The 25,780-nt window shown below is 68.3% G+C and carries 21 protein-coding genes; 10 read left to right on the plus strand and 11 right to left on the minus strand.

Translation table 11 applies throughout. From position 1 onward, the window contains the following. Positions 1-7: 7 nt before the first annotated feature. Complete coding sequence (locus ACFWMR_RS17090; RefSeq protein ID WP_378379023.1) at positions 8-895, minus strand: SRPBCC domain-containing protein; 888 nt, start codon at positions 893-895, stop codon at positions 8-10. Beyond that, a complete protein-coding gene (locus ACFWMR_RS17095; protein WP_093932755.1) occupies positions 888-1,445 on the minus strand; it encodes a helix-turn-helix domain-containing protein in 558 nt (185 codons plus the stop codon). The genes ACFWMR_RS17090 and ACFWMR_RS17095 overlap by 8 nt, the downstream gene beginning before the upstream one ends. Positions 1,446-1,543: 98 nt before the next feature. Between ACFWMR_RS17095 and ACFWMR_RS17100 the strand changes: the two genes are divergently transcribed. The 3 genes from ACFWMR_RS17100 (at position 1,544) to ACFWMR_RS17110 (ending at position 5,494) form a co-directional block, all read left to right on the plus strand. Next, positions 1,544-2,620, plus strand: a complete 1,077-nt coding sequence (locus tag ACFWMR_RS17100) for a sensor histidine kinase (protein ID WP_378379024.1) — start codon at positions 1,544-1,546, stop codon at positions 2,618-2,620. Continuing rightward, positions 2,617-3,285, plus strand: coding sequence for a response regulator (locus ACFWMR_RS17105; RefSeq protein WP_378275497.1), 669 nt, complete (start codon positions 2,617-2,619; stop codon positions 3,283-3,285). Before ACFWMR_RS17100 ends, ACFWMR_RS17105 begins: the two co-directional genes overlap by 4 nt. A 109-nt stretch (positions 3,286-3,394) precedes the next feature. Then, positions 3,395-5,494 carry an MMPL family transporter gene (locus ACFWMR_RS17110; protein ID WP_378379025.1) on the plus strand — a complete coding sequence of 700 codons (2,100 nt, stop codon included), beginning with the start codon at positions 3,395-3,397 and terminating at the stop codon, positions 5,492-5,494. Positions 5,495-5,561: 67 nt separating this feature from the next. Here ACFWMR_RS17110 and ACFWMR_RS17115 read toward each other — a convergent pair whose 3' ends face one another. Beyond that, positions 5,562-7,733: a 3-hydroxyacyl-CoA dehydrogenase NAD-binding domain-containing protein gene (locus ACFWMR_RS17115; RefSeq protein WP_378379026.1), complete on the minus strand. Its 2,172-nt coding sequence runs from the start codon at positions 7,731-7,733 to the stop codon at positions 5,562-5,564. Positions 7,734-7,743: 10 nt separating this feature from the next. Next, on the minus strand, positions 7,744-8,955 hold the full coding sequence (locus tag ACFWMR_RS17120; RefSeq protein ID WP_005150611.1) for an acetyl-CoA C-acetyltransferase: 1,212 nt from the start codon (positions 8,953-8,955) through the stop codon (positions 7,744-7,746). 146 nt (positions 8,956-9,101) lie between these two features. Between ACFWMR_RS17120 and ACFWMR_RS17125 the strand changes: the two genes are divergently transcribed. The 5 genes from ACFWMR_RS17125 to ACFWMR_RS17145 all read left to right on the plus strand — a co-directional run bounded on the left by ACFWMR_RS17125 (position 9,102) and on the right by ACFWMR_RS17145 (position 15,527). Continuing rightward, on the plus strand, positions 9,102-10,295 hold the full coding sequence (locus tag ACFWMR_RS17125; protein WP_378379027.1) for a TetR/AcrR family transcriptional regulator: 1,194 nt from the start codon (positions 9,102-9,104) through the stop codon (positions 10,293-10,295). Positions 10,296-10,330: 35 nt separating this feature from the next. Next, positions 10,331-11,545: a low temperature requirement protein A gene (locus ACFWMR_RS17130; RefSeq protein ID WP_378379028.1), complete on the plus strand. Its 1,215-nt coding sequence runs from the start codon at positions 10,331-10,333 to the stop codon at positions 11,543-11,545. A 301-nt stretch (positions 11,546-11,846) separates the two neighbouring features. Next, complete coding sequence (locus tag ACFWMR_RS17135; protein ID WP_378275510.1) at positions 11,847-13,142, plus strand: acyl-CoA dehydrogenase family protein; 1,296 nt, start codon at positions 11,847-11,849, stop codon at positions 13,140-13,142. 18 nt (positions 13,143-13,160) lie between these two features. Then, positions 13,161-14,369 carry an acyl-CoA dehydrogenase family protein gene (locus ACFWMR_RS17140; RefSeq protein ID WP_005150627.1) on the plus strand — a complete coding sequence of 403 codons (1,209 nt, stop codon included), beginning with the start codon at positions 13,161-13,163 and terminating at the stop codon, positions 14,367-14,369. A gap of 150 nt (positions 14,370-14,519) precedes the next feature. Further along, positions 14,520-15,527, plus strand: a complete 1,008-nt coding sequence (locus tag ACFWMR_RS17145) for an MASE1 domain-containing protein (protein ID WP_378379029.1) — start codon at positions 14,520-14,522, stop codon at positions 15,525-15,527. 3 nt (positions 15,528-15,530) lie between these two features. Here ACFWMR_RS17145 and ACFWMR_RS17150 read toward each other — a convergent pair whose 3' ends face one another. The 7 genes from ACFWMR_RS17150 to ACFWMR_RS17180 all read right to left on the minus strand — a co-directional run bounded on the left by ACFWMR_RS17150 (position 15,531) and on the right by ACFWMR_RS17180 (position 24,386). After that, complete coding sequence (locus tag ACFWMR_RS17150) at positions 15,531-16,586, minus strand: alpha/beta fold hydrolase (RefSeq protein ID WP_093932747.1); 1,056 nt, start codon at positions 16,584-16,586, stop codon at positions 15,531-15,533. 117 nt (positions 16,587-16,703) lie between these two features. Further along, the gene (locus ACFWMR_RS17155) at positions 16,704-17,567 is read right to left on the minus strand and encodes an SDR family oxidoreductase (protein WP_378279942.1); all 864 of its coding nucleotides are present in this window, start codon (positions 17,565-17,567) and stop codon (positions 16,704-16,706) included. A 132-nt stretch (positions 17,568-17,699) separates the two neighbouring features. Beyond that, a complete protein-coding gene (locus ACFWMR_RS17160) occupies positions 17,700-18,212 on the minus strand; it encodes a GNAT family N-acetyltransferase (RefSeq protein ID WP_093932745.1) in 513 nt (170 codons plus the stop codon). A gap of 458 nt (positions 18,213-18,670) precedes the next feature. Beyond that, positions 18,671-19,825, minus strand: coding sequence for an acyl-CoA dehydrogenase family protein (locus ACFWMR_RS17165; RefSeq protein WP_093932851.1), 1,155 nt, complete (start codon positions 19,823-19,825; stop codon positions 18,671-18,673). Beyond that, a complete protein-coding gene (locus tag ACFWMR_RS17170; RefSeq protein WP_378379030.1) occupies positions 19,822-21,807 on the minus strand; it encodes an ATP-binding protein in 1,986 nt (661 codons plus the stop codon). The genes ACFWMR_RS17165 and ACFWMR_RS17170 overlap by 4 nt, the downstream gene beginning before the upstream one ends. Before the next feature lie 2 nt (positions 21,808-21,809). Further along, positions 21,810-23,423, minus strand: a complete 1,614-nt coding sequence (locus tag ACFWMR_RS17175) for a carboxyl transferase domain-containing protein (protein ID WP_093932849.1) — start codon at positions 23,421-23,423, stop codon at positions 21,810-21,812. Between the two features lie 153 nt (positions 23,424-23,576). Then, complete coding sequence (locus ACFWMR_RS17180) at positions 23,577-24,386, minus strand: SGNH/GDSL hydrolase family protein (protein WP_378379031.1); 810 nt, start codon at positions 24,384-24,386, stop codon at positions 23,577-23,579. A 151-nt stretch (positions 24,387-24,537) separates the two neighbouring features. On the opposite strand from ACFWMR_RS17180, the gene ACFWMR_RS17185 reads away from it, so the two are divergent. Continuing rightward, complete coding sequence (locus ACFWMR_RS17185) at positions 24,538-25,128, plus strand: SACE_7040 family transcriptional regulator (protein ID WP_167406015.1); 591 nt, start codon at positions 24,538-24,540, stop codon at positions 25,126-25,128. 57 nt (positions 25,129-25,185) lie between these two features. After that, positions 25,186-25,683, plus strand: coding sequence for a hypothetical protein (locus ACFWMR_RS17190; protein WP_005150645.1), 498 nt, complete (start codon positions 25,186-25,188; stop codon positions 25,681-25,683). The last annotated feature ends 97 nt before the right edge of the window (positions 25,684-25,780 follow it).

Consider the following 25,780-nt stretch of genomic DNA (forward strand, 5'->3'; position numbering starts at 1 on the left):
GATCCCCCTATTTCCCGTCCAGTGTGATGAGTCCCTCGGGCATTCCTTCCAAGTGGACGTCGGCCCACAGCGGGAGCCAGCTGTCGATCTCGTGGAACCGCCGCAGTTCGGCCAGGCCGCTGAGCCAGCCCATCCACGACCCGTAGGGCGGGTTCTCCTCCGAAAATCCACTTTGGACGAACGTCAGCCTGGTACCGCCGCCGGAGTCCTCGAGTTCCCATGTGGCGACGACGCCGTCCTGGTACGCGAGCGACATCCTGGAGTCGGGTGCCAGGTCGACGATCTTCGCCGGATCCGGGTCCTTCTCCAGCGAGCCCATCGCCCACCGGCCGCCGACACGCGGCTCCGCCTCGATCCGGGCGCCGAACCAGCGGGTGAACACGGCGGGGTCGGCGATCGAGGCGTAGACCTCGCCACGCGGCGCGCCGATCCGCAGTTCTTCGCTCATCAACGGGGAAGTGAGGTCGCAGCGGGCGGTGATCGGGCGCCCCTCGACGTGATCGACGAGGTTCGCCACGGACAGCGCCCAGAACGTGTACATCATGCCGAGTGACGAATCCGGGTCGGCGAGCATCGCGCCGTAGTCCGGCAGACCGCTCTGACTGAAGGACAAGGACGTCGAGTCCCCGTCCTCCGTCAGTTTGAACTCGACGACGGTCTCCGTCCCGGCGACGGTCCACGCGAACCGCAGGACGTGGTCCTCGGCCACCAGCAGACGCTGACGGGGAACGTCCCCGTCCGGCGTGTAGCGGCCCCAGAACTCGTACCGGGACGGCAGTTCGACTTCCGCGTACTCGGAAAGCCACGTGCGCAGCGTCCCGGGGTCGAGCAGCGCGTGCCAGACCTCGTCGATCGGCGCGCGCACGCGCACCTGGAATCTCGTCGGTTCAGTCACGGGTATCTCCCTTCGGGTAACAGGCCACGGCGAGCTTGAAGGCGTCGCCTTCCGCTCCGCCGTAGCGGGTGAACAGATCCTGCAAAGTCGTCTTCAGCTCGTCGAGGAACTCCTGGCGCCGCTCGGGCTCCACCCGGATCTCGCCCGAGACCCCGATCGACGGCAACTCCGGCGCGGTCCTGTCGAGCGCGGCGACGTCCGACTGGACCTCCTCCATGAGGTCCACCAGGTAGCCGAGACTCAGTTCGTCCCGTGCCGCCCGCGGGCCGATCCGGCCGACCAGCCCGGGCGACAGCCAGTACGAACGCGCTGTCGCTTGGTACACGCCCTCACTGACGGCGCGCACCTTCCGCTCCGACACCTGCTTCACGAGCCCGGCTTCCACCAGGCGTTTCACGTGGTAATAGACCCGCTGCGGCGTCTGGTCCAGCACCGCCGCCACTTCGGTGCAGGACCGCGGCTCCGCCAACTGCCGCAGGACGTCCACTCGCTGCGGCTTCAGCAAGGCCTCGGCCTGCTCCAGCCGCTCCAGGTACTCCACGTCTTTCACTGCACGTCCTTCACGGCGCCATGTCCTCGATCACAAAAACCAGTTTGAACGTAAAAAAGTATTTTGTCAATCGAGGCAGATCGCGCTACTCTCGTCGTGTGGCGATCCTGCGGCGGTACTCGGCGGAAATCGCGGTCACCGTGGCGGTGCTCGCGAGTTCCGTCGCGGTCTCGCTCGGCGCGAGCGCGGAACCGCCGCGGAACGCGGTCCTCGGCTGGATCTGCGTGGTGCTCGCGTGCGCCGCGTTGTTCCTGCGCCGCCGGTACCCGCTCCCGGTCGCGATCTTCACCGCGGTCTGCTGCGCGATCTACTACCCGCGAACCGATCCGGACGGGTTCGTCCTGCTCGCGTTCGCCTTCGCGCTGTACAACAACGCCTCCACCGGGCGGATCCGCAGCGCGGCGGTCGTCGCGGCGGCCTCGATGGGCGGAGTCGCGATCGGCGAGGCGCAGACCGGTGCCGCACGGCAGGTCGACAACTTCGCGTTCCTGCTCATGGCGGGCTGGTTCATCGCGCTGATCGCGGTCGGAGCCGTGACCTTCTACCGCCGTGAGGCCGAGCGCACCAAGGAATCCGAAGCACAGCGCAGGGCCGTGGACGAACGGCTCCGGATCGCGCGTGAGCTGCACGACGCCCTCGGCCACAACCTGGCGCTCATCAACGTCCAGGCGGGCGCGGCGCTGCACGGCAAGGATCCGGCGAAATCCGAGGAGGCCCTGGCCACGATCAAACAGACCAGCAAGGACGCGTTGCGTGAACTCCGCGCCACACTGGGAATGCTGCGACAGGTCGATACACCGAGCCTGGCCAGGGTCGCCGAACTGGCCGAATCGGCGGGCGCGCACGGCCTGACCGTCCGGACCGAGATCGACGGCACGGCGCGGGACCTGCCGCCCGACGTCGAACACGCCGCCTTCCGCGTCGTCCAGGAGGCGCTGACCAACGTCGCGCGCCACGCCGCCGCGGACACCGTCGTGGTGCGGATCGGCTACACACAGCATGATGTGTCCGTGCAGATCGACGACGACGGCCGGGGAGGCACGGCGAAACCCGGCAACGGGATCCGCGGGATGACCGAACGGGCCGAGGCACTCGGTGGCGAGCTGACCGCGACCGCCCGCGAGGACGGCGGCTTCCGCGTCCGCGCACGGCTTCCGTTACAGGTGAAGAAATGATCCGGGTCCTGCTCGTCGACGACCAGCGGCTGGTCCGCGCCGGGTTCAAGTCCATTTTGGACGGCGAGGACGACATCACCGTGGTCGCCGAAGCGGCGAACGGGCGTGAATCGCTCGAAGCCGCGCGCGAGCACGAACCCGACGTGGTCCTGATGGATATCCGGATGCCCGAGATGGACGGGCTCACCGCGACCCGCCATCTGCTCGGAGACCCGGCGCTGACCGGGCTCAAGGTCGTCATCCTCACCACCTTCGACCTCGACGAGGACGTCTACGGCGCGTTGCGCGCGGGCGCCAGCGGGTTCCTGGTCAAGGACACCGAGCCGGAGGAACTGATCCATGGTGTCCGGGTGGTCGCCCGGGGCGACGCACTGCTCGCGCCGTCGATCACCCGCCGTCTGATCTCGGAGTTCGCCGGCCGGGTGGCCCGCCCGGCGCCTTCACCGGTGCTGAACCGGCTGACCGAACGGGAACGGGAGGTGATGAGCCTCGTCGCGGCCGGTCTGTCCAACGACGAAATCGCGAAGGAGCTCGTGCTCAGCCCGGCGACGGCGAAGACGCACGTCAGCCGCATCATGACCAAAGTGGACGTCCGCGACCGCGCGCAACTCGTCGTCCTGGCCTACGAATCGGGCATGATCACCCCTCGCTGGTTGACCCCGTGACCACAACCCCGGTAGTACGGGAAGCTCCTTAGGGGTACCCGGAAGTTGTGGCCCGAGTGTCCGCCGGAGCCCGACGATTCGTGGCGGGGAAAAGCCGATGCTTTCCGCCATGGACACCACAACTCTCTCCGACAGGCTGCCTGGGGGCGGCCTGTCGAAGCTGGCGGGCTGGTCGCAGCGCCACCGCTGGCTCGCCGTTTCGCTCTGGCTGCTCACCCTCATCGGTGTCACGCTGGGTTCACAGCTGGCGGGCAGCGCCTACCACGACGACCATTCCTTGCCGGGCACCGAATCCCAGCAGATCATGGACCTGTTCAAGGCCCAGGCGCCCGCACGGACCGGCGCGACCGCCGAGATCGTCTTCAAGACCGAAAGCGGGCTCGCGACCGCACGCGGGCCGATCGACTCGATGCTCGCCGAAGTTCGTACCCAGCCCCATGTGAAGGCGGTGACGAGCCCGTACGACAACCCGTCCGCGATCTCCCGCGAGGGCACGATCGGTTACGCCGCCATCGCTTTCGACCTCGAGTCGAAAGATCTTCCGTACGACGACATCGTGCGCGTCGTCGACACCGCGAAGAAGGCCGAGTCGGCAGGGCTCCAGGTCGAGCTCGGCGGCGAGCCGATCCAGCGGACGACCGAGAGCGGCGGCCCGTCGGAAGGTGTCGGGTTGCTGGCCGCGCTGGTGATCCTCGTCTTCCTGTTCCGCTCGATCCTCGCCGCCGGGCTCCCGGTGATCACGGCGATCTTCGCCGTCGGCAGCACACTCGGCGTGATCGTGCTGGTCAGCAGGTTCGTCGACATCGCGAGTTACACGTCGCCGCTGATGATGCTGGTCGGGTTCGGTGTCGGCGTGGACTACGCGCTGCTCATCTTTTCGCGGTATCGCAGCGAAATCCTGGGTGGTCTCGACCGTGAACAGGCGGCACGGCGGGCGCTCGACACCGCGGGCCGGTCGGTGCTGTTCGCGGGTGGCACGGTGATCATCGCGCTGCTCGGCCTGCTCGCGCTGGGCCTCGGTTCGCTGCGCGGGGTCGCTCTCGCGGTGGCGCTGACCGTGCTCGTGACGATGCTCGCGTCGGTCACCCTGCTGCCCGCGTTGCTCTCCCTTTTCGGCCGCCGTCTGGAAAAGGGCATTCGTAAGCACGCCGCCAAGCGGGAACACGGCAAGGCCTGGGGCAAGCTCGGGGACGCGGTCCAGCGGCGGCCGATGGTGCCGCTCGCGCTCGGATTGCTCGTCCTCGTCGGACTCTCCTTGCCCGCGCTCGGCATGCGTCTCGGGTTCGCCGACGCGGGCACGGATCCGGAAGCGTCGACCACGCGACAGGCGTACGACCTGATGTCCGAAGGCTTCGGCCCCGGGTTCAGCGAGCCGCTGATCGTGGTCACCGAGAACGGCGATGGCGCCGCGCTGCGAAGGGAACTCGAAGCCACACCGGGAATCGCCGAGGTGACGCCGCCGATGGGGCAAGGCGTCACGACGGTCCTCGCCTTCCCCACGTCTTCACCGCAGGACGAAGCGACCGCCGATCTGGTGGAACGGCTGCGGACCGACGTGCTGCCGACGCTGCCCGGCGAGTATCTGGTCGGTGGGAGCGTCGCGGCCGCGGTGGACTTCGCGGACGCAGTCGGCGACCGGCTGCCGCTGTTCGTCCTGGTGGTCGTCGGATTGTCGGCGTTGCTGCTGATGGTCGTGTTCCGCTCGATCCTGATCCCGCTCAAGGCGGCCGTGCTGAACCTGCTGAGCATCGGCGCCGCGCTCGGCGTGATGACCGCGGTGTTCGGCGACGGCCTGTTCGGGGCACAACCGGGACCGATCGAGGCGTTCGTGCCGGTGCTGATCTTCGCGATCGTTTTCGGGCTTTCCATGGACTACGAGGTGTTCCTGGTGTCCCGGATGCACGAGGAATGGCGGCGCACCGGCGACGCGCGCCACGCCGTCCGCGAAGGGCTCGCCTCCACCGGCGGGGTGATCACGGCCGCGGCGGTGATCATGATCCTGGTGTTCGGGGCGTTCCTGCTCAATCCCGATCGGATGCTGGCGCAGTTCGGCCTGGGGCTGGCGGTCGCGGTGCTGGTGGACGCGTTCGTGATCCGCTGTCTCGTGGTGCCCGCGGTGATGCGGCTGCTCGGGGAACGCGCCTGGTGGCTGCCCCGCTGGCTGGACCGGCGGTTGCCGCACGTGGCGCTGGAACCGTCTTCCCATTAGCCCCCGAACGACATGAAAGGCCCCTTCATCGCAAAATTTGCGATGAAGGGGCCTTTCATTGCACGGGTTACTCGTAGATCTCGCCCTTCGCGGCCTTCTCGACCAGCGAAGCGGGCGGGTTGAAGTGGTCGCCGTAGCGCTCGGCCAGCTGACGCGAGCGGTCGACGAAGCCCTGCAGGCCACCCTCGTACTGGTTGATGTACTGGATGACACCACCGGTCCACGCCGGGAAACCGATACCGAAGATCGAGCCGATGTTGGCGTCCGCGACGGTGGTGAGCACACCCTCGTCGAAACACTTCACGGTTTCGAGCGCCTCGGCGAACAGCATGCGCTCCTTGAGGTCCTCGAACGGGACCTCGGCGCTGCCCGACTTGAACGCGTCGCGCAGGCCCGGCCACAGACCGGTCCGCTTGCCCGCCTCGTCGTAGTCGTAGAAGCCCGAGCCGGTGGAGCGGCCCTTGCGGTCGAACTCCTCCACCATGCGATCGATGACACCCTCGGACGCGTGCGCGTTCCAGGTGCCACCGGCGGCCTCGATCGCCTCGCGGGTCTCCTTGCGGATCTTGCGCGGCAGCGTCAGGGTCAGCTCGTCCATCAGCTGCAGCGGCGGCGCCGGGTACCCGGCCTGCGAACCGGCCTGCTCGATCGACGCGGGCTCGACACCCTCGCCCAGCGCGGCGACGGCCTCGTTGATGAACGTGCCGATGACGCGCGAGGTGAAGAAGCCGCGGCTGTCGTTGACGACGATCGGGGTCTTCTTGATCTGGAGCGTGTAGTCGAAGACCTTCGCCAGCGTGGCGGGCGAGGTCTTCTCACCACAGATGATCTCGACCAGCGGCATCTTGTCCACCGGCGAGAAGAAGTGGATCCCGATGAAGTCCTCGGTCCGCTGCACGCCCTCGGCCAGCGAGGTGATCGGCAGCGTGGAGGTGTTGGAACCGAGCACCGCGTCGGGGTTGACGAAGCCCTCGATCTCCTGGAACACCTTGTGCTTCAGCTCGACGCTCTCGAAGACGGCCTCGATCACGAAGTCGACGCCGGCGAAGTCCTCCGCCTTGTCGGTCGGCTTGATCTTGGCGAGCAGCGCGTCGGACTTCTCCTGCGTGGTCTTGCCGCGGGAGAGTGCCTTCTCCTCCAGCTTGACCGCGTAGCCCTTGCCCTTTTCGGCGCCTTCGAGGGTGACGTCCTTGAGCACGACGTCGATGCCGGCCTTCGCCGAGACGTACGCGATCGCGGCGCCCATCATGCCCGCGCCGACGACGCCGACCTTCTTGGCGGTGTACTTCTCGAAGCCGTCCGGCCGCGAACCGCCGGAGTTGATGCTCTGCAGGTCGAAGAAGAACGCCTTCGTCATGTTCTTCGAGACCTGGCCGGTGGCGAGGCTGATGAAGTAGCGGGTCTCGACGGTGATCGCGGTGTCGAAGTCGACGGTCGAACCCTCGATGGCCGCGGCCAGGATCGCCCGCGGGGCGGGCATGTTGGCGCCCTTGATCTGCTTGCGCAGGTTCGCCGGGAACGCGGGCAGGTTCGCCGCGAAGCTCGGGTTCGACGGGGTGCCGCCCGGGATCTTGAAGCCCTTGACGTCCCACGGCTGCACGCCGCCCTCGGGGTTGGCCTTGATCCACGCCTTCGCGGCCGGGACCAGTTCCTCGACGGTGGCGACGAGCTCGTGCACGAGGCCGAGTTCCTTGGCCTTGGCCGGGCGGTGCCGCTGGCCCTGGAGAAGCACGTTCAGCAGCGCGCTCTGGATGCCCAGCAGGCGTACGGTGCGGACCACGCCACCGCCGCCGGGGAGCAGGCCGAGGGTGACCTCGGGCAGACCGATCTGGCTGCCCTTGACGTCGGCCACGATGCGGTAGTGCGTCGCGAGCGCGATTTCGAGGCCGCCGCCGAGCGCGGCGCCGTTGATGGCGGCCACGACCGGCTTGCCCAGCTGCTCGAGCCGGCGCATCTGGCCCTTCATCAGGCCGCTGCTCTCGGTGATCTCGGCCGCGTTCTCCGGCTTGGCCTGGATCAGGTCGTTGAGGTCGCCACCGGCGAAGAAGGTCTTCTTGGCCGAGGTGAGGACGACACCGGTGATGCTGTCCTTCTCCGCCTCCAGCCGGTCGACGACCACGCCGAGCGACTCGCGGAAGTCGGCGTTCATCGTGTTGGCGGACTGCTTCGGGTCGTCCAGGGTGAGCACGACGATGCCGTCGGCGTCCTGCTCCCAGCGGATGGTCTTCGCTTCAGTCATTGTCTCTTCCTCAGACCCGCTCGATGATGGTCGCGACGCCCATGCCGCCGCCGATGCACAGGGTGACCAGGGCGCGGCGCGCCTGACGACGCTCCAGCTCGTCGACGACGGTGCCGACCAGCATCGCGCCGGTGGCGCCCAGCGGGTGACCCATCGCGATGGCGCCGCCGTTGACGTTGACCTTCTCCTCGTCGAGGCGCAGGTCCTTGATCCACTTGAGGACGACCGAGGCGAAGGCCTCGTTCAGCTCCCACAGGTCGATGTCGTCCGGGGTGAGGCCGGCGATCTTGAGGACCTTCTCGGTGGCCGGGGTCGGGCCGGTGAGCATGATCGTGGGCTCGGAGCCGACGGTCGCGGTCGCCACGATGCGGGCGCGCGGGGTCAGGCCGAAGTCCTTGCCGATCTGCTCGTTGCCGACCAGGACGACGGCGGCGCCGTCGACGATGCCGGACGAGTTGCCGCCGGTGTGGACGTGGTTGATCTTCTCGACCGAGTGGTACTTCTGGAGCGCGACGGCGTCGAAGCCGCCCAGCTCGCCGATGCCGGCGAAGGCGGGCTTGAGCTTGCCGAGGCCCTCGACGGTGCTACCCGGACGACGGTGCTCGTCGTGGTCGAGGATCGTGACGCCGTTGATGTCCTTCACCGGGACGACGGACTTCGCGAAGTAGCCGCCGGACCAGGCCGCTTCGGCCTTCTCCTGCGAGCGCACGGCCCACGCGTCGACGTCCTCGCGGGAGAAGCCCTCGATGGTCGCGATCAGGTCGGCGCCGGTGCCCTGCGGGACGATGTAGTTGTCGTACGCGGTGGCGGGGTCCATGAACAGCGCGCCGCCGTCGGAGCCCATCGGCACGCGCGACATCGACTCGACACCGCCGGCGATGATCAGCTGGTCCCAGCCGGAGCGCACCTTCTGCGCGGCGGTGTTGGTGGCTTCGAGGCCGGAGGCGCAGAAGCGGTTCAGCTGTACGCCCGCGACGGATTCGGGAAGACCCGCGTTCAAGGCCGCGGTGCGCGCGATCACGGCGCCCTGCTCGCCGACCGGGGACACGACGCCGAGGACGATGTCGTCGATCACGGCGGGGTCGAGGTTCGGGTGCCGGACCTTCAGTTCCTCGATGAGGCCGACCACGAGATCGACCGGCTTGGTGCCGTGGAGGGCACCGCCCTTGTTCTTGCCGCGAGGCGTACGGATCGCCTCGTAGATGTAGGCCTCGCTACTCACAGAAAAACTCCTCCGCAGTACGGCGCTGTAACAGGACGGATCGTACCGACCAGTAGCCATGCTAATGGCCATTAACATAAACCGCGATAACCCCATGGTGTCAATGGGTTGCGATGCACGCAACCGGCGCTATCGTGTGTTCACCTATGGATCACCCGACCGAGCGTTCCCCGCGACCGCGCGACCGCAAGGCCCAGCTGGCCGGCCTCGCCGCGGAGCTCTTTCGCGCCCGCGGGTTCCACGGCGTCGGCATCAACGACATCGCCGCCGCGGCCGGGATCACCGGCCCCGCGCTGTACCGGCATTTCGCGGACAAGCAGGCGGTGCTGTCCTACGTCGTGCTCTCCGGGATCGACGACATGGAGAAGGCCACCACCGAGACCCTCTCCGACGTCGACCTTCCGGCTTCCGCCCAGGTCAACGCCCTGTTGGGCACCCTCGCCGCACAGGCCGTGGAGCGGCGCGAGGTCGCCGCGCTGTGGCGCTGGGAGGGCAGGCACCTGCCCCGGGAGGGCCGCCGGGAGATCCGCCGCCGGTCGGGCGCGGTCCTCGAAGCGTGGTCCAAGGCACTGCTCGCGCTGCGTCCCGAACTGACCCCCGACGACGCCGAACTGCTGTGCTGGGCGGGACTGAGCGTCTTCGGCAGCGTGTCCGTCCATCACACGTCCGTGGCGAAGAAACGCTTCGCGCAGATCCTCGTGCAGCTGGCCGAGTCGGTGCTGCATGTCACACTGCCCGAGCCCCTGGAGCCCGCGGACGAGACGCCGCCGATCGCGCTCGGCGAACCGTCCCGCCGCGAGCAGATCCTCGCCGCCGCGACAGAGCTTTTCGGGCAGCGCGGCTTCCGCGCGGTGAGCATGGAGGAGATCGGCGCGGCGGCCGGGATCGCCGGGCCCAGCGTGTACCGGCATTTCCCCAGCAAGGCCGCGCTGATGGTGGCGATCGGGCACCGCGCGGCCGACAGGCTGGCGCTCGCGGCGGAACGCGCGCTGCGGACCGACGACGAACGCGACGCGCTGCGCAGGCTGGCGGCGTCCTATGTGCACACGCTGCTCCACACTCCCGAGCTGCTGGTGTCCTTTTCCGGCAGCCCCATGGAATTGCCGGAGCGTGACAAGGCGGACCTGATCCGGGTCCAGCGGGACTACGTCGCGCGCTGGATCGCGCTCGCTTCCGAAGTCCGTCCGGAGCTGAGCCTGCGCGAAGTGAAGATCACCGTGCACGCGGCGCTGACCATCGCGAACGACCTCGCGCGCACCCGGCGGGTCAACGGACGCCCGGACATCGAAGCCGAACTGACGGCGTTGATGCACGCGGTGCTGAAAGTCAGCTCTCAGTAAACTCGCGTGTCCCGCAAAGGAGTGACGGGCACGATGTGCGCGTGCCCCTGCATCTGGTGACCCGGGACGAAGACCACAAGGTCTCCCCGCTCGAGCTCTTCTTCGACCTCGTCTTCGTCTATGCCATCACCCAGACCACCCAGCTGATGGCCGACCACCTCTCCCCGCTCGGCATCGGGCAGGGCGTGGCCACGATCGCCGTGCTGTGGTGGTGCTGGTGCGCCTACGCGTGGCTGGCCAACACCCTGCACGTCGACCGGGGCATCGCCCAGCTGGCGATGTTCGCCGCGATGGGGACGATGTTCCTGGTCTCGCTGACGATCCCGGAGGCGTTCACCGATCTGCCCGGCGGCCTGTACGCGCCGCTGATGTTCGTCGGCTGCTACTTCGTCGTGCGGCTGCTGCACCTGACCGCCTACTTCGGCGCCGCCCGGACCGATCCGGGACTGCGCAAGGTGATCATGAGGATGTTCGTCGGGCTGCTGCCGAGCGTCGCGCTGCTGACCGTCGCGGCCTTCTTCTCCGGCTGGGTCCAGCTCGGCATCTGGGCGGTCGCGATGCTGGCCGACTACGTCAACGTCTTCCGGACCCGGTCTTCGGACTGGCGGCTGCACCAGCCCGGCCATTTCGCCGAGCGGTTCGGGTTGATCGTGATCATCGCGCTCGGCGAGTCGATCGTGGCGATCGGCATCGGGATCAGCTCGTACCCGATGTCGTGGCCGATCACGCTGGCCGCCGTCTTCGGGCTCACGCTGGCTTCGGCGATGTGGTGGATGTACTTCGCCGTCGTCGCGCACGTCTCCGAACACAACCTGAAGCGCGCGGAGGGCGTGGAGCGGGTGCAGATCGGCACGGACACCTACACGTTCCTGCACCTCCCGCTCATCGCCGGGATCGTGCTCGTGGCGCTGGGCTTGAAGAAGTCGCTGCTGTACGTGTCCGACACCGAACACCACAGCCTCGCCGACGGCCTGCACGGGACGCCGATTTGGGCGCTGACCGGCGGCTTCGCGCTCTACTTGGTCGCATTGAGCGGGTTGCGGCGGAGGAACCTGGGCTCGTGGAACGTCCAGCGGCTGGTGCTCGCGGTGGTCCTGCTCGCCGCGACTCCGCTGCTGGAGCTGGTGCCGGCGATCGTGCTGGTCGGCGTGGTGGCGACGGCGGCGGTGGGACTGGTGCTGTTCGAGAGGCGCAAGATCGTGAGGCCGGCAGCGGAAGTCGTGGGTCTCGTGAGTGGCGAGGACGGTTAGGCCCCAGAGGCGACTTGGATACGTGACCGTCGGGCGGCTTCGCGTGACCGGAGGGACGACACGCGTGATCCGATGGACGACACGCGTGTCCAGACGGACGACTCTCGGCGAGAGCCCTTGCCTCGGCGATGAGGCGCAAGATCGTGAGTAATCCGGTCCTGCCCGGCCACCCGAATCACTCACCGGCGTGACGTTCGCCTCCCCCCTGGTGGCGCATCGGCCCCAAGGGAGTTAACCTACTCACGAGTAGGTAAGCGAGGCAGGGAGACTCACCGTGGGTGCGCCTAGGAAACGAGACGCGATGGGCCTTGGCCTGTCCGCGCTCACCCGGCTGGCCGGGAGCAAGGTCATTGAACGGGCCGGACTTCGGAAGCCCGTGCAGAACCTGGTCAGTGCCGGGACGCGCAACGGCTTCCGGGTCGCGGGCGCGGCGGGACGGACGTTCAAATCCGCCCAGAAGCTCGGCAAGCCCGCGCGGCTCGCGCCGGCCGAGGACACGGGGCTGTTCGATCTCACCCCGAGTGAGGACCAGCAGCTCATCGTCGAGACCGTGACGGAGTTCGCGGCCGAACAGCTGCGGCCCGCCGCGGCCGACGCCGACGCCAAGCTCCAGGCCCCCGAAGGCCTGTTGAGCCGCGCCGCCGAACTCGGCATCACGCTCGTCGGCATCCCCGAGGAGCTGGGCGGTGTCGGCACCGAGCGGTCGGTCGTCACGAACGCGCTGGTCGCCGAAGCCCTCGCGCACGGCGACCTCGGGCTGGCTGTCGCGGTGCTCGCGCCGTCCGCGGTCAGCACCGCGCTGGTGGCCTACGGCGACGAGCAGCAGCAGGCGGACTACCTGCCCGCGTTCGTCGGCGAGAACGTCCCGGCCGCGGCGCTCGCGCTCCAGGAGCGCACGGCGTTGTTCGACCCGTTCAAGCCCGCCACCAAGGCCCGCCGCACGCCGAAGGGCTACCAGCTCGACGGCGTGAAGTCGCTGGTCCCGAGGGCCGCGGACGCCGAACTGTTCATCGTGTCGGCCGATCTCGAAGGGCGCGGTCCGGCGCTGTTCCTCGTGGAGTCGTCGAACTCCGGCGTCACCATCGAGACCGAACCGGCGATGGGCCTGCGCGGCGCGGCGACCGGCAAGCTGCACCTGGAGAAGGTCGCGCTGCCCGCCGGAGCGCTGCTCGGCGGCGGGAAGGCCGAGGTCTTCACCGAGGTCGTCCGGCTCTCGCGGCTCGGCTGGGCCGCGCTGGCCGCCGGTACCGCGAAGGCTGTCCTCGACTACGTGGTGCCTTACGTCAACGAGCGCAAGGCGTTCGGTGAACCGGTGAGCCACCGCCAAGCCGTCGCGTTCTCGGTGGCCGACATCGCCATCGAACTGGAGGGACTCCGGCTGGTCGCGCTCCGCGCCGCCGCCCGCGCCGAACAGGGAAAGCCGTACGCCCGCGAGGTCGCGCTGGCCCGGAAACTGGCCACCGACAAGGGGATGCAGATCGGCAGCGCCGGGGTGCAGTTGCTCGGCGGACACGGGTTCGTGAAGGAACACCCGGTCGAGCGCTGGTACCGCGACCTCCGTGCCATCGGCGTGATGGAAGGCGCCGTCCTTCTCTAGGACTTTCGAAAGGCAATCATGATCAACCTTGAGGTTCCGAAGAAGGCCGGCACGCTGATCAACCAGGCGTACCAGGCAGCGGCCGAGGTGTTCCGGCCGATCTCGCGCAAGTACGACCGCGCCGAGCACACCTATCCGGCCGAACTCGACATGTTCGCCGCGCTGCTGGACGGGTTGAACTCCTCCGGCGAGGGCGGCGCGGGCGCGGCGGGCGTCCGCCGCTCCGAGAAGAACGAGAAACCGGGCAACCGCAACGGTTCCAACCTCAACATCGTGCTCGGCACGATCGAGATGTGCTGGGGCGACGTCGGCCTGCTGCTGTCCATGCCGCGACAGGGGCTCGGCAACGCCGCGATCGGCTCGGTCGCCACGGACGAACAGCTCAAGAAGTTCTCCGGACTGTGGGCCGCGATGGCGATCACCGAACCGGACTGCGGCTCGGACTCGGCCGCGATCACCGCCACCGCGCGCCTGGACGGCGACGAGTACGTGATCAACGGCGAGAAGATCTTCGTGACCGCGGGCGAACGTGCCGACGCCGTCGTCGTCTGGGCCACCCTGGACAAGACGAAGGGCCGCGCGGCGATCAAGTCGTTCGTCGTCGAGAAGGGCACGCCCGGCTTCGAGGTGGTGCGCGTCGAGCACAAGCTCGGCATCCGCGCCTCCGACACCGCCGTGCTGCGCTTCGAGAACGTCCGCGTGCCCAAGGAGAACCTCCTCGGCACGCCGGAGATCGACACCGCCAAGGGTTTCGCCGGGGTCATGCAGACCTTCGACAACACCCGTCCGCTGGTCGCCGCGATGGCCATCGGCGTCGCCCGCGCGGCGCTGGAGGAGACCCGGAAGATCCTCACCGGCGCCGGGGTGACCATCGACTACGACAAGCCCGTGCACAGCCAGCACGCGGCGGCCGCCACGTTCTTGCAACTGGAGGCCGACTACGAATCGGCGTACCTGCTGACCATGGAGTCGGCGTGGATGGCCGACAACCGCAAGCCGAACTCACTCCAGGCCTCGATGGCCAAGGCGAAGGCCGGCCGGTCGGTCGTCGAGATCACGCTGAAATGCGTCGAGCTGGCCGGGACCCTGGGCTACACCGAGGAATCGCTGCTGGAGAAGTGGAGCCGGGACGCGAAGATTCTCGACATCTTCGAAGGCACGCAACAGATCCAGCAGCTGATCGTTGCGCGCCGGATCCTGGGCAAGACTTCTGCCGAGCTCAAGTAGCGCCGAAGTGCCGTGAAGGGGCCCGTGCAGCTGCACGGGCCCCTTTTTTGTTTATTCCCAACAGAATGACAACACCATCAAGTGAACCGCCGAGGCGGCCGAACAGAGGTACTCTCTTAGCCTTCCCAGACCGCGAAGGCCGGAGTCGCGATGAGACTCGCCGCTCGACAGCTCTCCCCTGCCGCACGCTGGTGCCTCATCGTCCTCGGCGTCACGCTCTGCTACTTCGCGGCTGGCCAGATCGGCATCCAATGGGCGATCGTGCGGGACCAGATCTCACCGCTGTGGCCGGCGGCGGGAGTCGCGCTGGCGGTGCCGATGCTGCTGGGGCCCAGGTACTGGCCGGGGATCTTCCTCGGCGCCCTTCTGACGAACATCGCCCTCGGGCCTTCCCTGGTCACGGTCCTGGTGATCTCCGCGGGGAACACGATCGGCCCGATGCTGGCCTACGCGATGATGCGGCGGGCGGGTTTCCGCAACCAGCTCGACCGGCTTCCCGACGCCGTCCTCCTGGTGGCGGTCGGGGCGGCCGGGGGTACGGCCGTCAGCGCCGTGCTGGGCACGGGAGTGCTGGTCCTCGACGGCGCGTTGGGCCCGGGGGACTTCTGGGCCACGACACTCGTGTGGTGGACCGGTGACGCGATGGGCGTCCTGACGGTCACGCCCCTGCTGCTCCTGGCGCCGAGGTTCCGCCTGCCGACCCGCGTTCCGCTCGCCCGCTGGGCCGAGGCGGTGGCGCTCACGTTTTGCAGCCTCGGCACGGCGGTCCTCGCGTTCGCCACCGCGTCCAAGCTGTTCCTGGTCTTCCCGGTGCTCGTCTGGGCGGCTTTGCGCTTCCGCCAGGCCGGCGCCCTGCTGTATTCCCTGTGCGCCTGCGCCTCCGCGGTCTTCGCCGCCGTGCACGGGGTCGGCCCCTACGGTTCCTACGAGCTGGCCACCCGGATGCTGCACGTGCAGGCCTTCGACGCCACCGTGGGGATGACGGCGCTGGCGTTGTCGACGATCGTCCTGCAACGCGACCGCGCGACCGCCGAGATCACCGACGCCTGGCGTCAGATCACCGAAATGGTCGACCTCATCGCGCCACGCCAGTCCTTGCGCAGCGCGATGACGCCGCCTCAGCGCGAACCGGACACGGGCGACGAACTCGCCGGTTGAGGCTCAGGCGGCCTGCTCGTCGAGGAACCGGTCGAGGTAGCGCCACGTGGTGTCGCGCGCCTTCCGGCCGGTGAGGACGCCGAGGTGCCCGCCGGGCGCGGTCTCGAAGGTCACCGACGGCGAGTTGTCCAGCAGTTCGGTGAGCCGTTCGACGGCCGCGCGCGGGGCGATCGTGTCGTTCTGCCCGGCGATGACCAGGGTGGGCACCTTGACGCCGGACAGCGCGATGATGCGGCCGTTGAGGTCGACCGTGCCCTCGGCGAGGTCGTTGGCGCGGAAGAACCGGTGGTAGATCTGGCCGAACGTCCGGCCGGGGTAGGCGATCATGTTGTCCATGAAGTGGTCGACGGCCTCGATCTGCGCCAGGTAGTCCCGGTCGTCGAGGTTCTTCAGGATCGCCAGCGGTTTGGTGATCTCCTTGCTGATCCCGGTCGCGCGGAAGACACGGCTGACCAAATAGGACGGTGCGCCGCCGAGCACGCGGTAGATCGGGGTCAGCAGGTGGCCGCCGGTGAGGTCCACCAGCGGACGGAACGGGGCGATCAGCGGGATCGCGGTGAAGTCGAAGGGCGACGCGATGGTCGCGATCGACTCGATCGGCAGATCGGGCTGGTCGGCGGTGGTCAGCAGGGAGAAGATCCCGCCGAGGCACCAGGCGACGACGTGCACGCCCTGGCCGCCGGAGTCCTCGCTGACCTTGCGGATCGCGCGCGGGAGGACCTCTTCGATCCAGTGCTCGATGCCGAGGCGCCGGTCGGAGAAGGCGACGTTCCCGTAGTCGACCAGGTAGGTGTTGCGGCCGCCGTCGACCAGGTGCTCGGCGAGGCTGCACCCGCGGCGCAGGTCGAAGCACAGCGCGGGCGCGGCCAGCGGCGGCACCAGCAGCACCGGCGGCCCGTCCACCGGTTTCCCGTTGGTGCGGAGCCGGTAGACCGACCGGTTGGGACCCTGGTCGATCAGGACGCGCGGAACCGGGCGGAGGTCGGCGACACCACCGTGCAGCACCTTCCCGACGACGTTCGACGCGGCGGCGGCGAGCCGTGCCGGGGGTGTGGCCATGGTGTGCCTCCTGGGGATTCAACGCGGTAAGACGTAATCTTGCCGGTTGGGGGCGCACGACTCAACACCGCCACCGTCACAGGCCGTCCATTTCGGACAGTGGCTAGGCCGTACGAGTTAAGAACCGGCGTCCTTTTCCGCGGCCGGGGCACTGCGCGCGGCCCGCGATTCGTACTCCGCGCGAGCACTGGAATGCGTTGCGGAGGACAGAATCTTGTCGCCGCCGAGGGCACGGAGCAGCCCTTCGCCGAGGCGGCGCGGAAGCAGCCGTGTGATCCTGCCCATGGCGTCCAGCGACGCGGGAACGAAGACGTCGAACTTGGGACGGCGTAACGCATCGACGATGGCCTGCGCCACATCTTCGGGCTGCACCGACTTGAAGAATTTCGCCTCGCCGAGCCCGCTGGCCAGTTCCGTGCGCACCACCGCGGGCATCACGCAGGACACCAGCACGCCGGTTCCGTGCAATTCCAGATGCACCGATTCCGACAAACCGACGACGGCGTGTTTCGTGGCGCAGTAGGTGGCGGCGCCGGGGAATCCGGCCTTTCCCGCCATCGAGGCGATGTTGACGATGTGGCCGGTGCCACGCGGGCGCATCCGCTTCACGGCTTCCCTGGTGCCGTGGATGACCGCGTGCAGGTTGATCTCGAGGAGCCTGCGGGTCGCCGCGTCCTCCTCTTCGTCGAGCGGCGCGAGCGGCATGATGCCCGCGTTGTTGATCAGCACGTCGATCGGGCCGACGCGCCGCTCGACCTCGTCGAGGAACTCGGTGAACCCCTTCGTGTCGGTGACGTCGAGCGGCAGCGCCTCCGCGCCCAGTCCGGCCGCGGTCTTCTCCGCGAGCACCTGGTCGAGATCGCCGATGACCACCTTCGCGCCGAGCCGGGACAGCGCCGTCGCGGTACTGGCGCCGATGCCCTGCGCCGCCCCGGTGATCACGACGACCTTGCCTGCCAGGGAACGTTCACGCTTGGCCATGGGGGCTCCTCTGCGGGTTCGCTGTCCGGGGCACTGTTGGCGATGTGTCAACTATGGTGCACCCGAAGCCGCCCGGACGCCACCCATCCATGCCCCGCCACCACCCTCAACGGAGGAGCCGCGCTCCCGAGCCTAAATCAGCGGCCGCTGCTCGAACACCTGCCCGATCCAGCCCTTGACGTCGAAGCGCTCCGTCGGCTTGAAGCCCTGGCTTTCGTAGTAACGCTGCAGGTCGCCGTCGCCGCCTGCCCAGCAGTCGACCCGCACCAGCCCGATACCGCGTTCCCGCGCCTCGGCCAGCGCGAACTCGATGAGCCGCGAGCCGACCCGGTGCCCGGTGAACCGGCGCGAGGTCAGCAGCAGACCGAGGTAGATCTCGGGCTCGTCGACCGGCGAGACGTGCGGAAACCGGTCACCGAGGATGATCGCCCCGGCCGCCTCGCCGCCGATCTCGGCGATGTACAGCCCCGGCCCGTCGACCATCCCGCGGACCCGCTCGACCCGCTTCGGGATCGTGGACCACGGCTCGGTGCCCCACTGACCCGCGCTCCCCCGCCCGGCCAGCCACGCGACGACCTCGTCGAACATGTCCAGCAGCGTTTGGAAGTCCCCAGAACCACCCTTGCGGATGATGAAATCGCTCATGCTTCCGTTCTACAACATCGCGAGGATGCGCGGGCCTTCTGTCGCGACCCCTCGGCCCACGCCCACGAGGACCGCACGGCTCCGGTACATGAAGGCCCCCTTCCTGTACCTAGGCGCAAGGAAGGGGGCCTTCATGTAAAGGGGTGCTGTGAAGGTCGAGTCTCCTCGGCTGAGCCGCGTGAAGGAGTCCTTTACGCGCGCCCGCTGTGACTGCAGGTGCTTCTGGGGAGGAGGTGGCGATCGCCGAGTCCGTGAAGGCCTCCTTGCCTACCTTGAGGGTAGGCAAGGAGCCCTTCACGGACTTCAGGCAGACGAGGGAGGGCGGACGCGCCCCGGCCGACCTCGCCTAACTGTTCGGCTGAGGTGGTCGTGAGTGGTAAGTGACGTTCTAACGACACTTACCACTCACGACCACCTGGATCGACGCGGCACCGGCGCCCTTGTCACGTCCGCGGGTGTCAGGCGACGCCGAGGTGCCGCGAGATCAGCATCCGCTGCACCTCCGAAGTCCCTTCGCCGATCTCCAGGATCTTCGCGTCCCGGTAGAAACGGCTCACCGGGAACTCGTTCATGAAGCCGTACCCGCCGAAGATCTGCGTCGCGTCGCGCGAGTTGTCCATGGCGGCGTTCGACGCGACGAGCTTCGCGATCGACGCCTCCTTCTTGAACGGCTCGCCGCGCAGCATCTTCGACGCCGCCGCGTAGTACGCCAGCCGCGCGGTGTGCGTGCGCACCTCCATGTCGGCGATCTTGAACTGGATCGCCTGGTACTCACCGATCTTGTGCCCGAAAGCCTCGCGTTCCTTGACGTACTTCAGGCATTCGTCGACACAGCCCTGCGCGAGCCCGACACTCAGCGCTGCGATCGCGACGCGGCCCTCGTCCAAAATGGACAGGAACTGGGCGTAGCCGCGGCCGCGTTCGCCGACCAGGTTCTCGGCCGGGACGCGGACGTCGTCGAACGAGAGTTCGTGCGTGTCCGAGCAGTTCCAGCCGACCTTGGAGTACTTCGGCGCGACGGCGAAGCCCGGGGTGCCGGACGGGACGATGATCGCCGAGATCTCCTTGCGCCCGTTCTCCTTCACGTCGGTGACGGCGGTGACCGTGACCAGTTTCGTGATATCGGTGCCGGAGTTGGTGATGAACGACTTGCTGCCGTTGATCACCCAGGTGTCGCCGTCCAGTTTCGCGCGCGTGCGGGTGGCGCCGGCGTCCGAGCCGCCGCCGGGTTCGGTGAGGCCGAAGGCGCCGAGCGCGGTGCCGGCGCACAACTCGGGAAGCCACTTCTCCTTCTGTTCCTCGGTGCCGAACCGGTAGATCGGCATGGCGCCCAGGGAAACCCCGGCCTCGACGGTGATCGCGACCGAGGAGTCGACGCGCGCGAGTTCCTCCAGCGTCAGGCACAGCGCGAAGTAGTCGCCGCCCATGCCGCCGTACTCCTCGGGGAACGGCAGGCCGAACAGGCCCATGTCGGCCATCTTCGCGACGATCTCGTACGGGAACTCCTCCCGTTCGTACAGGTCGCCGATGACCGGGGCGACTTCGGAGCGCGCGAATTCCTCGACCGTCTTGCGCAGCGCGTCGTACTCGTCATCCAGCCTGAAGTCGATCATTGGCCATCCTTTTGGGGTGTCACCACGGCTACCGTTTCGTCCAGCGCGACCTGTTGGCCCGCCCGGACGGGGAGTTCACTGACCACGCCGTCGATCGGCGCGGTGATCGTGTGCTCCATCTTCATCGCCTCGACGACCACGAGCGGCGTCCCGGCGGTCACGACGTCGCCGGCCGCGACCTTGACCACGAGCACGGTCCCGGGCATCGGACTGCTCACCGGTCCGGCACCGCCCGCGGCACCGGCGGCCGAACGCAGCCTTTCGCGCTCGCCGATCGCGAAGCTGTGACCGTCACGCGCGAGCCACACGGTCTTCCCGCTCCCGGCCGCGTGCCGGTAGCGGTGGAACCCGGTGGGATGCCGGACTTCCAGCAGATCGCCCTCGCGCCGCGCGGAAACCCGCACCGCTTCGGCACCGTCGACACTGACGAGAGCGTTCGCCGGGGTGCCCTGCACTCGCACCACGGCTTCGGAACCCCCGGACTTCAAAGCGAAGTCGATGCCGCCGGACGCGCCGAGCCGCCAGCCGTCGGGAACGTCCCACGGATCGATGACGGACCCCTGCGGCTGCAGGGAAAGCAGCCTGTCGAGCGCGGCCGCCACGAAGAACTCCGGCGGCACCTCTTCGGAGACCAAAGTGGACAGTCGGCGGTCGACGAGTTCGGTGTCGAGTTTGCCTTCGCGGACGTCGTCGTCGGCGAGAAGCCCGCGCAGGAAGGCGACATTCGTGCCCAGACCGAGCAACGCGGTGTCGGCGAGGGCCAGATCCAGCCGGTGCAGCGCGGCCGCGCGATCCGGCCCCCAGGCGATGACCTTGGCCAGCATCGGGTCGTAGTTCGAGCCGACGACCGCGCCCTCGCTCATCCACGAGTCGACGCGCACGCCCTCACCGGACGGCTCGTGGACCGCGAGCACGGTCCCGCCCGTCGGAATGAACCCGCGAGCGGGATCCTCGGCGTAGACGCGGGCCTCGACGGCGTGGCCGTCCAGCCGGACGTCGTCCTGGGACACGGTGAGCACGTCGCCCGCGGCGATCTTGACCTGCCACTCGACGAGGTCGAGACCGGTCACCAGTTCGGTCACCGGATGCTCGACCTGCAAGCGGGTGTTCATCTCCATGAAGAAGAACTCGTCCGGCGCCTTGGCCGACACGATGAACTCGACCGTTCCCGCGCCGACATAGCCCACCGAGCGCGCGGCCTCGACGGCGGACGCGCCCATCCTGGCGCGCGTGACCTCGTCCAGCAGAACCGAAGGCGCCTCTTCGATGATCTTCTGGTGGCGGCGTTGCAGGCTGCATTCGCGTTCACCCAGGTGGATCACGTTGCCGTGGGTGTCGGCGAGCACCTGGATCTCGACGTGGCGCGGCGTCGTGACGAAGCGCTCCATGAGCAGCGTGTCGTCACCGAAGGAACCCTTGGCCTCACGCCGGGCGGACTCGACGGCGGCGTCCAATTCGGACACTTCGGTGACCAGCCGCATGCCCTTGCCTCCACCGCCGGCGGACGGCTTGAGCAGCAGCGGGAACCCGACCTTCTCCGCCGCGTCGGCGAACCCGCCTTCGGGAATGTCCACATCGGACGCACCGGGCACCACCGGGACGCCCGCCTCGGACACCGTCGCCTTGGCGCGGATCTTGTCGCCCATGGCGTCGATCGCCTCGACCGGCGGGCCGATGAAGACCAGTCCGGCCTCGGCGCAGGCTCGGGCGAATTCCGCGTTCTCCGCGAGGAAGCCGTAGCCGGGGTGGACCGCTTGCGCGCCCGTGTCGAGCGCCGCCTGGACGATCGCCGGGATGGACAGATAGCTTTTCGCCGCCTCGGCGGGGCCGATGCGGACAGCCGTATGCGCCTCGCGGACGTGCCGCGCGTCGGCGTCCGCGTCGCTGTACACCGCGACCGAGCGGATGCCGAGCCCTCGCAGCGAACGGATCACGCGGACGGCGATCTCACCGCGGTTGGCGACCAGAACCGTGTCGAACATGCTCACATCCGGAAAACGCCGTAGTTGACATCGGAAAGTGGCGCGTTGGCCGCCGCGGACAGCGCGAGGCCGAGCACCGTGCGGGTGTCCGCCGGGTCGATCACGCCGTCGTCCCAGAGCCGCGCCGTCGAGTAGTACGGACTGCCCTGCGCCTCGTACTGATCGCGGATCGGGTCCTTGAAGGCCTCTTCGTCCTCCGCGGACCATTCGCCGCCGCGAGCCTCGATGGCGTCGCGCCGGACGGTGGAGAGCACCGAAGCCGCCTGCTCGCCGCCCATCACCGAAATCCGCGCGTTCGGCCACATCCACAGGAAGCGCGGCGAGTACGCGCGGCCGCACATCGAATAGTTGCCCGCGCCGAACGAGCCGCCGATGACGACGGTCAGCTTCGGCACGCGGGCGCAGGCCACCGCGGTGACCATCTTCGCGCCGTGCTTGGCGATACCGCCCGCCTCATAGGCGCGGCCGACCATGAATCCGGTGATGTTCTGCAGGAACAGCAGCGGGATCGAGCGTTTGTCGCACAGCTCGATGAAGTGCGCGCCCTTCATCGCGGACTCGGCGAAGAGGACGCCGTTGTTCGCGACGATGCCGACGGGGTGGCCGTGGATCCGGGCGAACCCGGTGACCAGCGTCGAGCCGTACTCCTTTTTGAACTCGCCGAACCGGCTGCCGTCGACGATCCGCGCGATGACCTCGCGGACGTCGTAGGGCACGCGCGGATCGGTCGGGACGACGCCGTACAGCTCGTTCGGATCGGCGACGGGTGCTTCCGTCGGGAGGACGTCCCACGGGCGCGGCGTGCGCGGACCCAAAGTAGACACGATCGAGCGAACGATGCGCAGCGCGTCCGCGTCGTCTTCGGCCAGATGGTCGGTGACGCCGGACTGGCGCGAGTGGACGTCGCCGCCGCCCAGCTCCTCGGCCGTGACGACCTCGCCCGTCGCGGCCTTCACCAGCGGTGGGCCGCCGAGGAAGATCGTGCCCTGATTGCGCACGATGACCGCTTCGTCGCTCATCGCGGGGACGTACGCGCCGCCCGCCGTGCAGGAGCCGAGCACCGCGGCGATCTGCGGGATGCCGCGCGCGGACATCGTGGCCTGGTTGTAGAAGATCCGGCCGAAGTGTTCACGATCCGGGAAGACCTCGTCCTGCCTCGGCAGGAACGCGCCGCCGGAGTCCACCAGGTAGACGCACGGCAGGTTGTTGTGCAGCGCGACCTCTTGCGCGCGCAGGTGCTTCTTGACCGTCATCGGGTAGTACGTGCCGCCCTTGACCGTCGCGTCGTTGGCGACGATCACGCATTCGCGGCCCGAGACCCGCCCGATTCCGGTGATGATCCCGGCCGACGGCGCTTCGTCGTCGTACAGTCCGGTGGCGGCCAGCGGGGACAGCTCCAAAAAGGGCGAACCCGGGTCGAGGAGGGTGTCGACCCGGTCGCGCGGCAGGAGCTTTCCCCGCTCGACGTGCCGGGTCCGGGACTTCTCCGGGCCCCCGAGCCGGGCGGCGGCGAGGCGCTTGCGCAGGTCCTCGACCAACTCCGCGTGGGAGGTGACGCTGCGGGTGTACTCGTCGCTGCCGGGGTCGGCGGAAGTACTCAGTACGGGTGTGTCCATGGCTCCTCGTCGCCAAGTTAGCCGTCGTTAACTCGTGCCGTCAGGTTAACGCCCACTAACCTCGCTTGTCCACCGCGCCCCGGAAGTACATGAAGGCCCCCTTCCTGCACCTAGGCGCAAGGAAGGGGGCCTTCATGTACTTGGGAGCGGGACTCAGCCGATCGCGGAGACCAGCGGGTTGTAGTAGCCACCGCGCTGGCCGGCGGCCGTCGGGTGGTACGAGTTCACGATCGGCCAGGTGAGACTGTGCAGGTAGTCGTCGGCCGACGAGCAGATGTTGTGCCCGGTGAAGGCACTCCGCACGTCGACGAACTTCGCGCCGTTCGCGGACGCGCGGGCCGAGAGCACCGACGCCAGCGCGTCGGAACCCGAGTTGATCGCCGAGCGCTTGGTGTCGCTCAGCCCGACCGAGCACGAACCCGGCACCGTGTAGAAGCGCGGGTACCCGAGGACGACCAGCTTCGCGCCGGGCGCCTTCGCCTTGATCTTGGCGTAGACGTTGTTCAGCAGCCCGGGAAGCGTGTTGTTCACGTAGGTCTTCGCGGTGTTGACCCGGTTGACGCAGGTCTGGTCGCTGCCGGTGGTGCAGGTGGTCATGACGTCGGCGAACCCGGCGTCGTTGCCGCCGACCGAGACCGTCACCAGCGTGGCGCTGGAGGTGACGTTCGCGATCTGGTTGAGGACGTCGCCGGTGCGCGCCCCCGAGCACGCGACGAACTTGAAGGTGGTCCCGGAATGGGCGTTGGCCCACAGCTGGGGATAGGAGTTGGCACTGCGCATGCAGTCGCCCGAGTTCCCGTAGCTGCCGGCACCGACGCCGGACGAGTACGAGTCACCGAGCGCCACGTAGTTGGTCGCCGCCTGGGCGGTGCCCGCGAGACCGAGGGTGGCGAGGACGGCGACCCCCAGCGCCGCACCTAAACGAGTGAAGGAAAGTGCTTTGATCCGAGCAGGGACGGACATGGTCACTCCTTTGTGACAAGTTAACGAGTCACAGCATTACCAGGTGGTAGCCCAACGCAAAAGGGTCATTTTCCCAGGTAACCCGCTTGGCTCAGGCTGGAAGTACGGCCACGTGTTAGCGCTCGCTAACACGCGGCCTTAATATGGCCAGATGCCGGCGAACCCCACCCCACTCGTGAACGGCGAGAAGGCGAACAGGCGCGAACAGATCATGGCCGCCGCCGCGGAGCTCTTCGCCCACCACGGTTTCCACGGCGTCGGCATCGACGACATCGGCGCGGCCGTCGGCATCTCCGGCCCGGCGCTGTACCGGCATTTCCGCAGTAAGGACGCCATTCTCGGCGAGATGCTGAACTCGATCAGCCGCTACCTCCTCGACGGCGGGACGGCCAGGGCGAGTCAGCGGGACGAGCCGGGCGAGGTTCTCGAAGCACTGGTGAATTTTCACGTGGACTTCGCGCTCGCGCATCCCGCGTTGATCACCGTCCAAGAGCGCAACCTCGCCAACCTCACCGACAGTGACCGCAAACAGGTCCGCGCCATGCAGCGTCAGTACGTCGAGGTCTGGGTGCGCGCGATCAGCGACGCCGTCCCCGGGATCGGCGAGCGGCAGGCGCGCTCGGCGGCGCACGCGGTCTTCGGGTTGATCAACTCGACTCCGTACAACCGCCATCTCGGTGACAGCGAACTGGCCGAAATGCTCTGTCGCCTCGCGCTGGGTGCACTGCACGCCGCGAAGTGACCACGTCCGGGTTTCGGCCTATCCCCACTTTTCGGTCCTCTGGTGTTTGATAGGCACGTGGAGCCGGACAGGAGCGAGTACGAGCGGAGGCTCGTCGAAAAGGCGCAGCGTGCGCTCGTGGCGATCAGCCTCGGGGAGGACGCCGAGGCGCTCGACGAGCTCACGCCGACCGCTGTCGAGCCCCGGGCCCGCTCCGAAGAGACCAAAGAGCTCGTGATGATGCTCTTCGGCGAATGCAGCGCCATGGTGTCGACCCTCGGCGACGGCGGCAGTGCGCCGGTCAAGGTGCAGGTGTTCGACGAGGACGGTGAAGAGGTCTCGATCGACCAGGCGGATCCGCCGGTGCGGACGGCCGTGCGCACGCTGCTGGCCGAGGTGCACGGCAACAGCGAGGCCGCGCAGGAACAGGTCGAGATCGCGCTCGCCAACGCCGCGCCGGACGAGGTCGACAGCCTGGTGCTGCAGGCGCTGCGCTGGACGATCCGGCTGTCGGCGGAATGCCTGGACCGGGACCTGCCCGTGGCGCCCTGGATCTCGGACGCCGTGGCGGATTAGGCGCTGTTCTGTAAGTCCGTCCGCGGTCTTCGCGCCCAGGCGGCCTCTGACGGCACGGGGCGATCCAGCCGAGTACAACCCGGTACGAGACCGAATC

It is taken from the genome of Amycolatopsis thailandensis (assembly GCF_042723255.1).
In the GTDB taxonomy this organism is placed as follows: domain Bacteria; phylum Actinomycetota; class Actinomycetes; order Mycobacteriales; family Pseudonocardiaceae; genus Amycolatopsis; species Amycolatopsis thailandensis.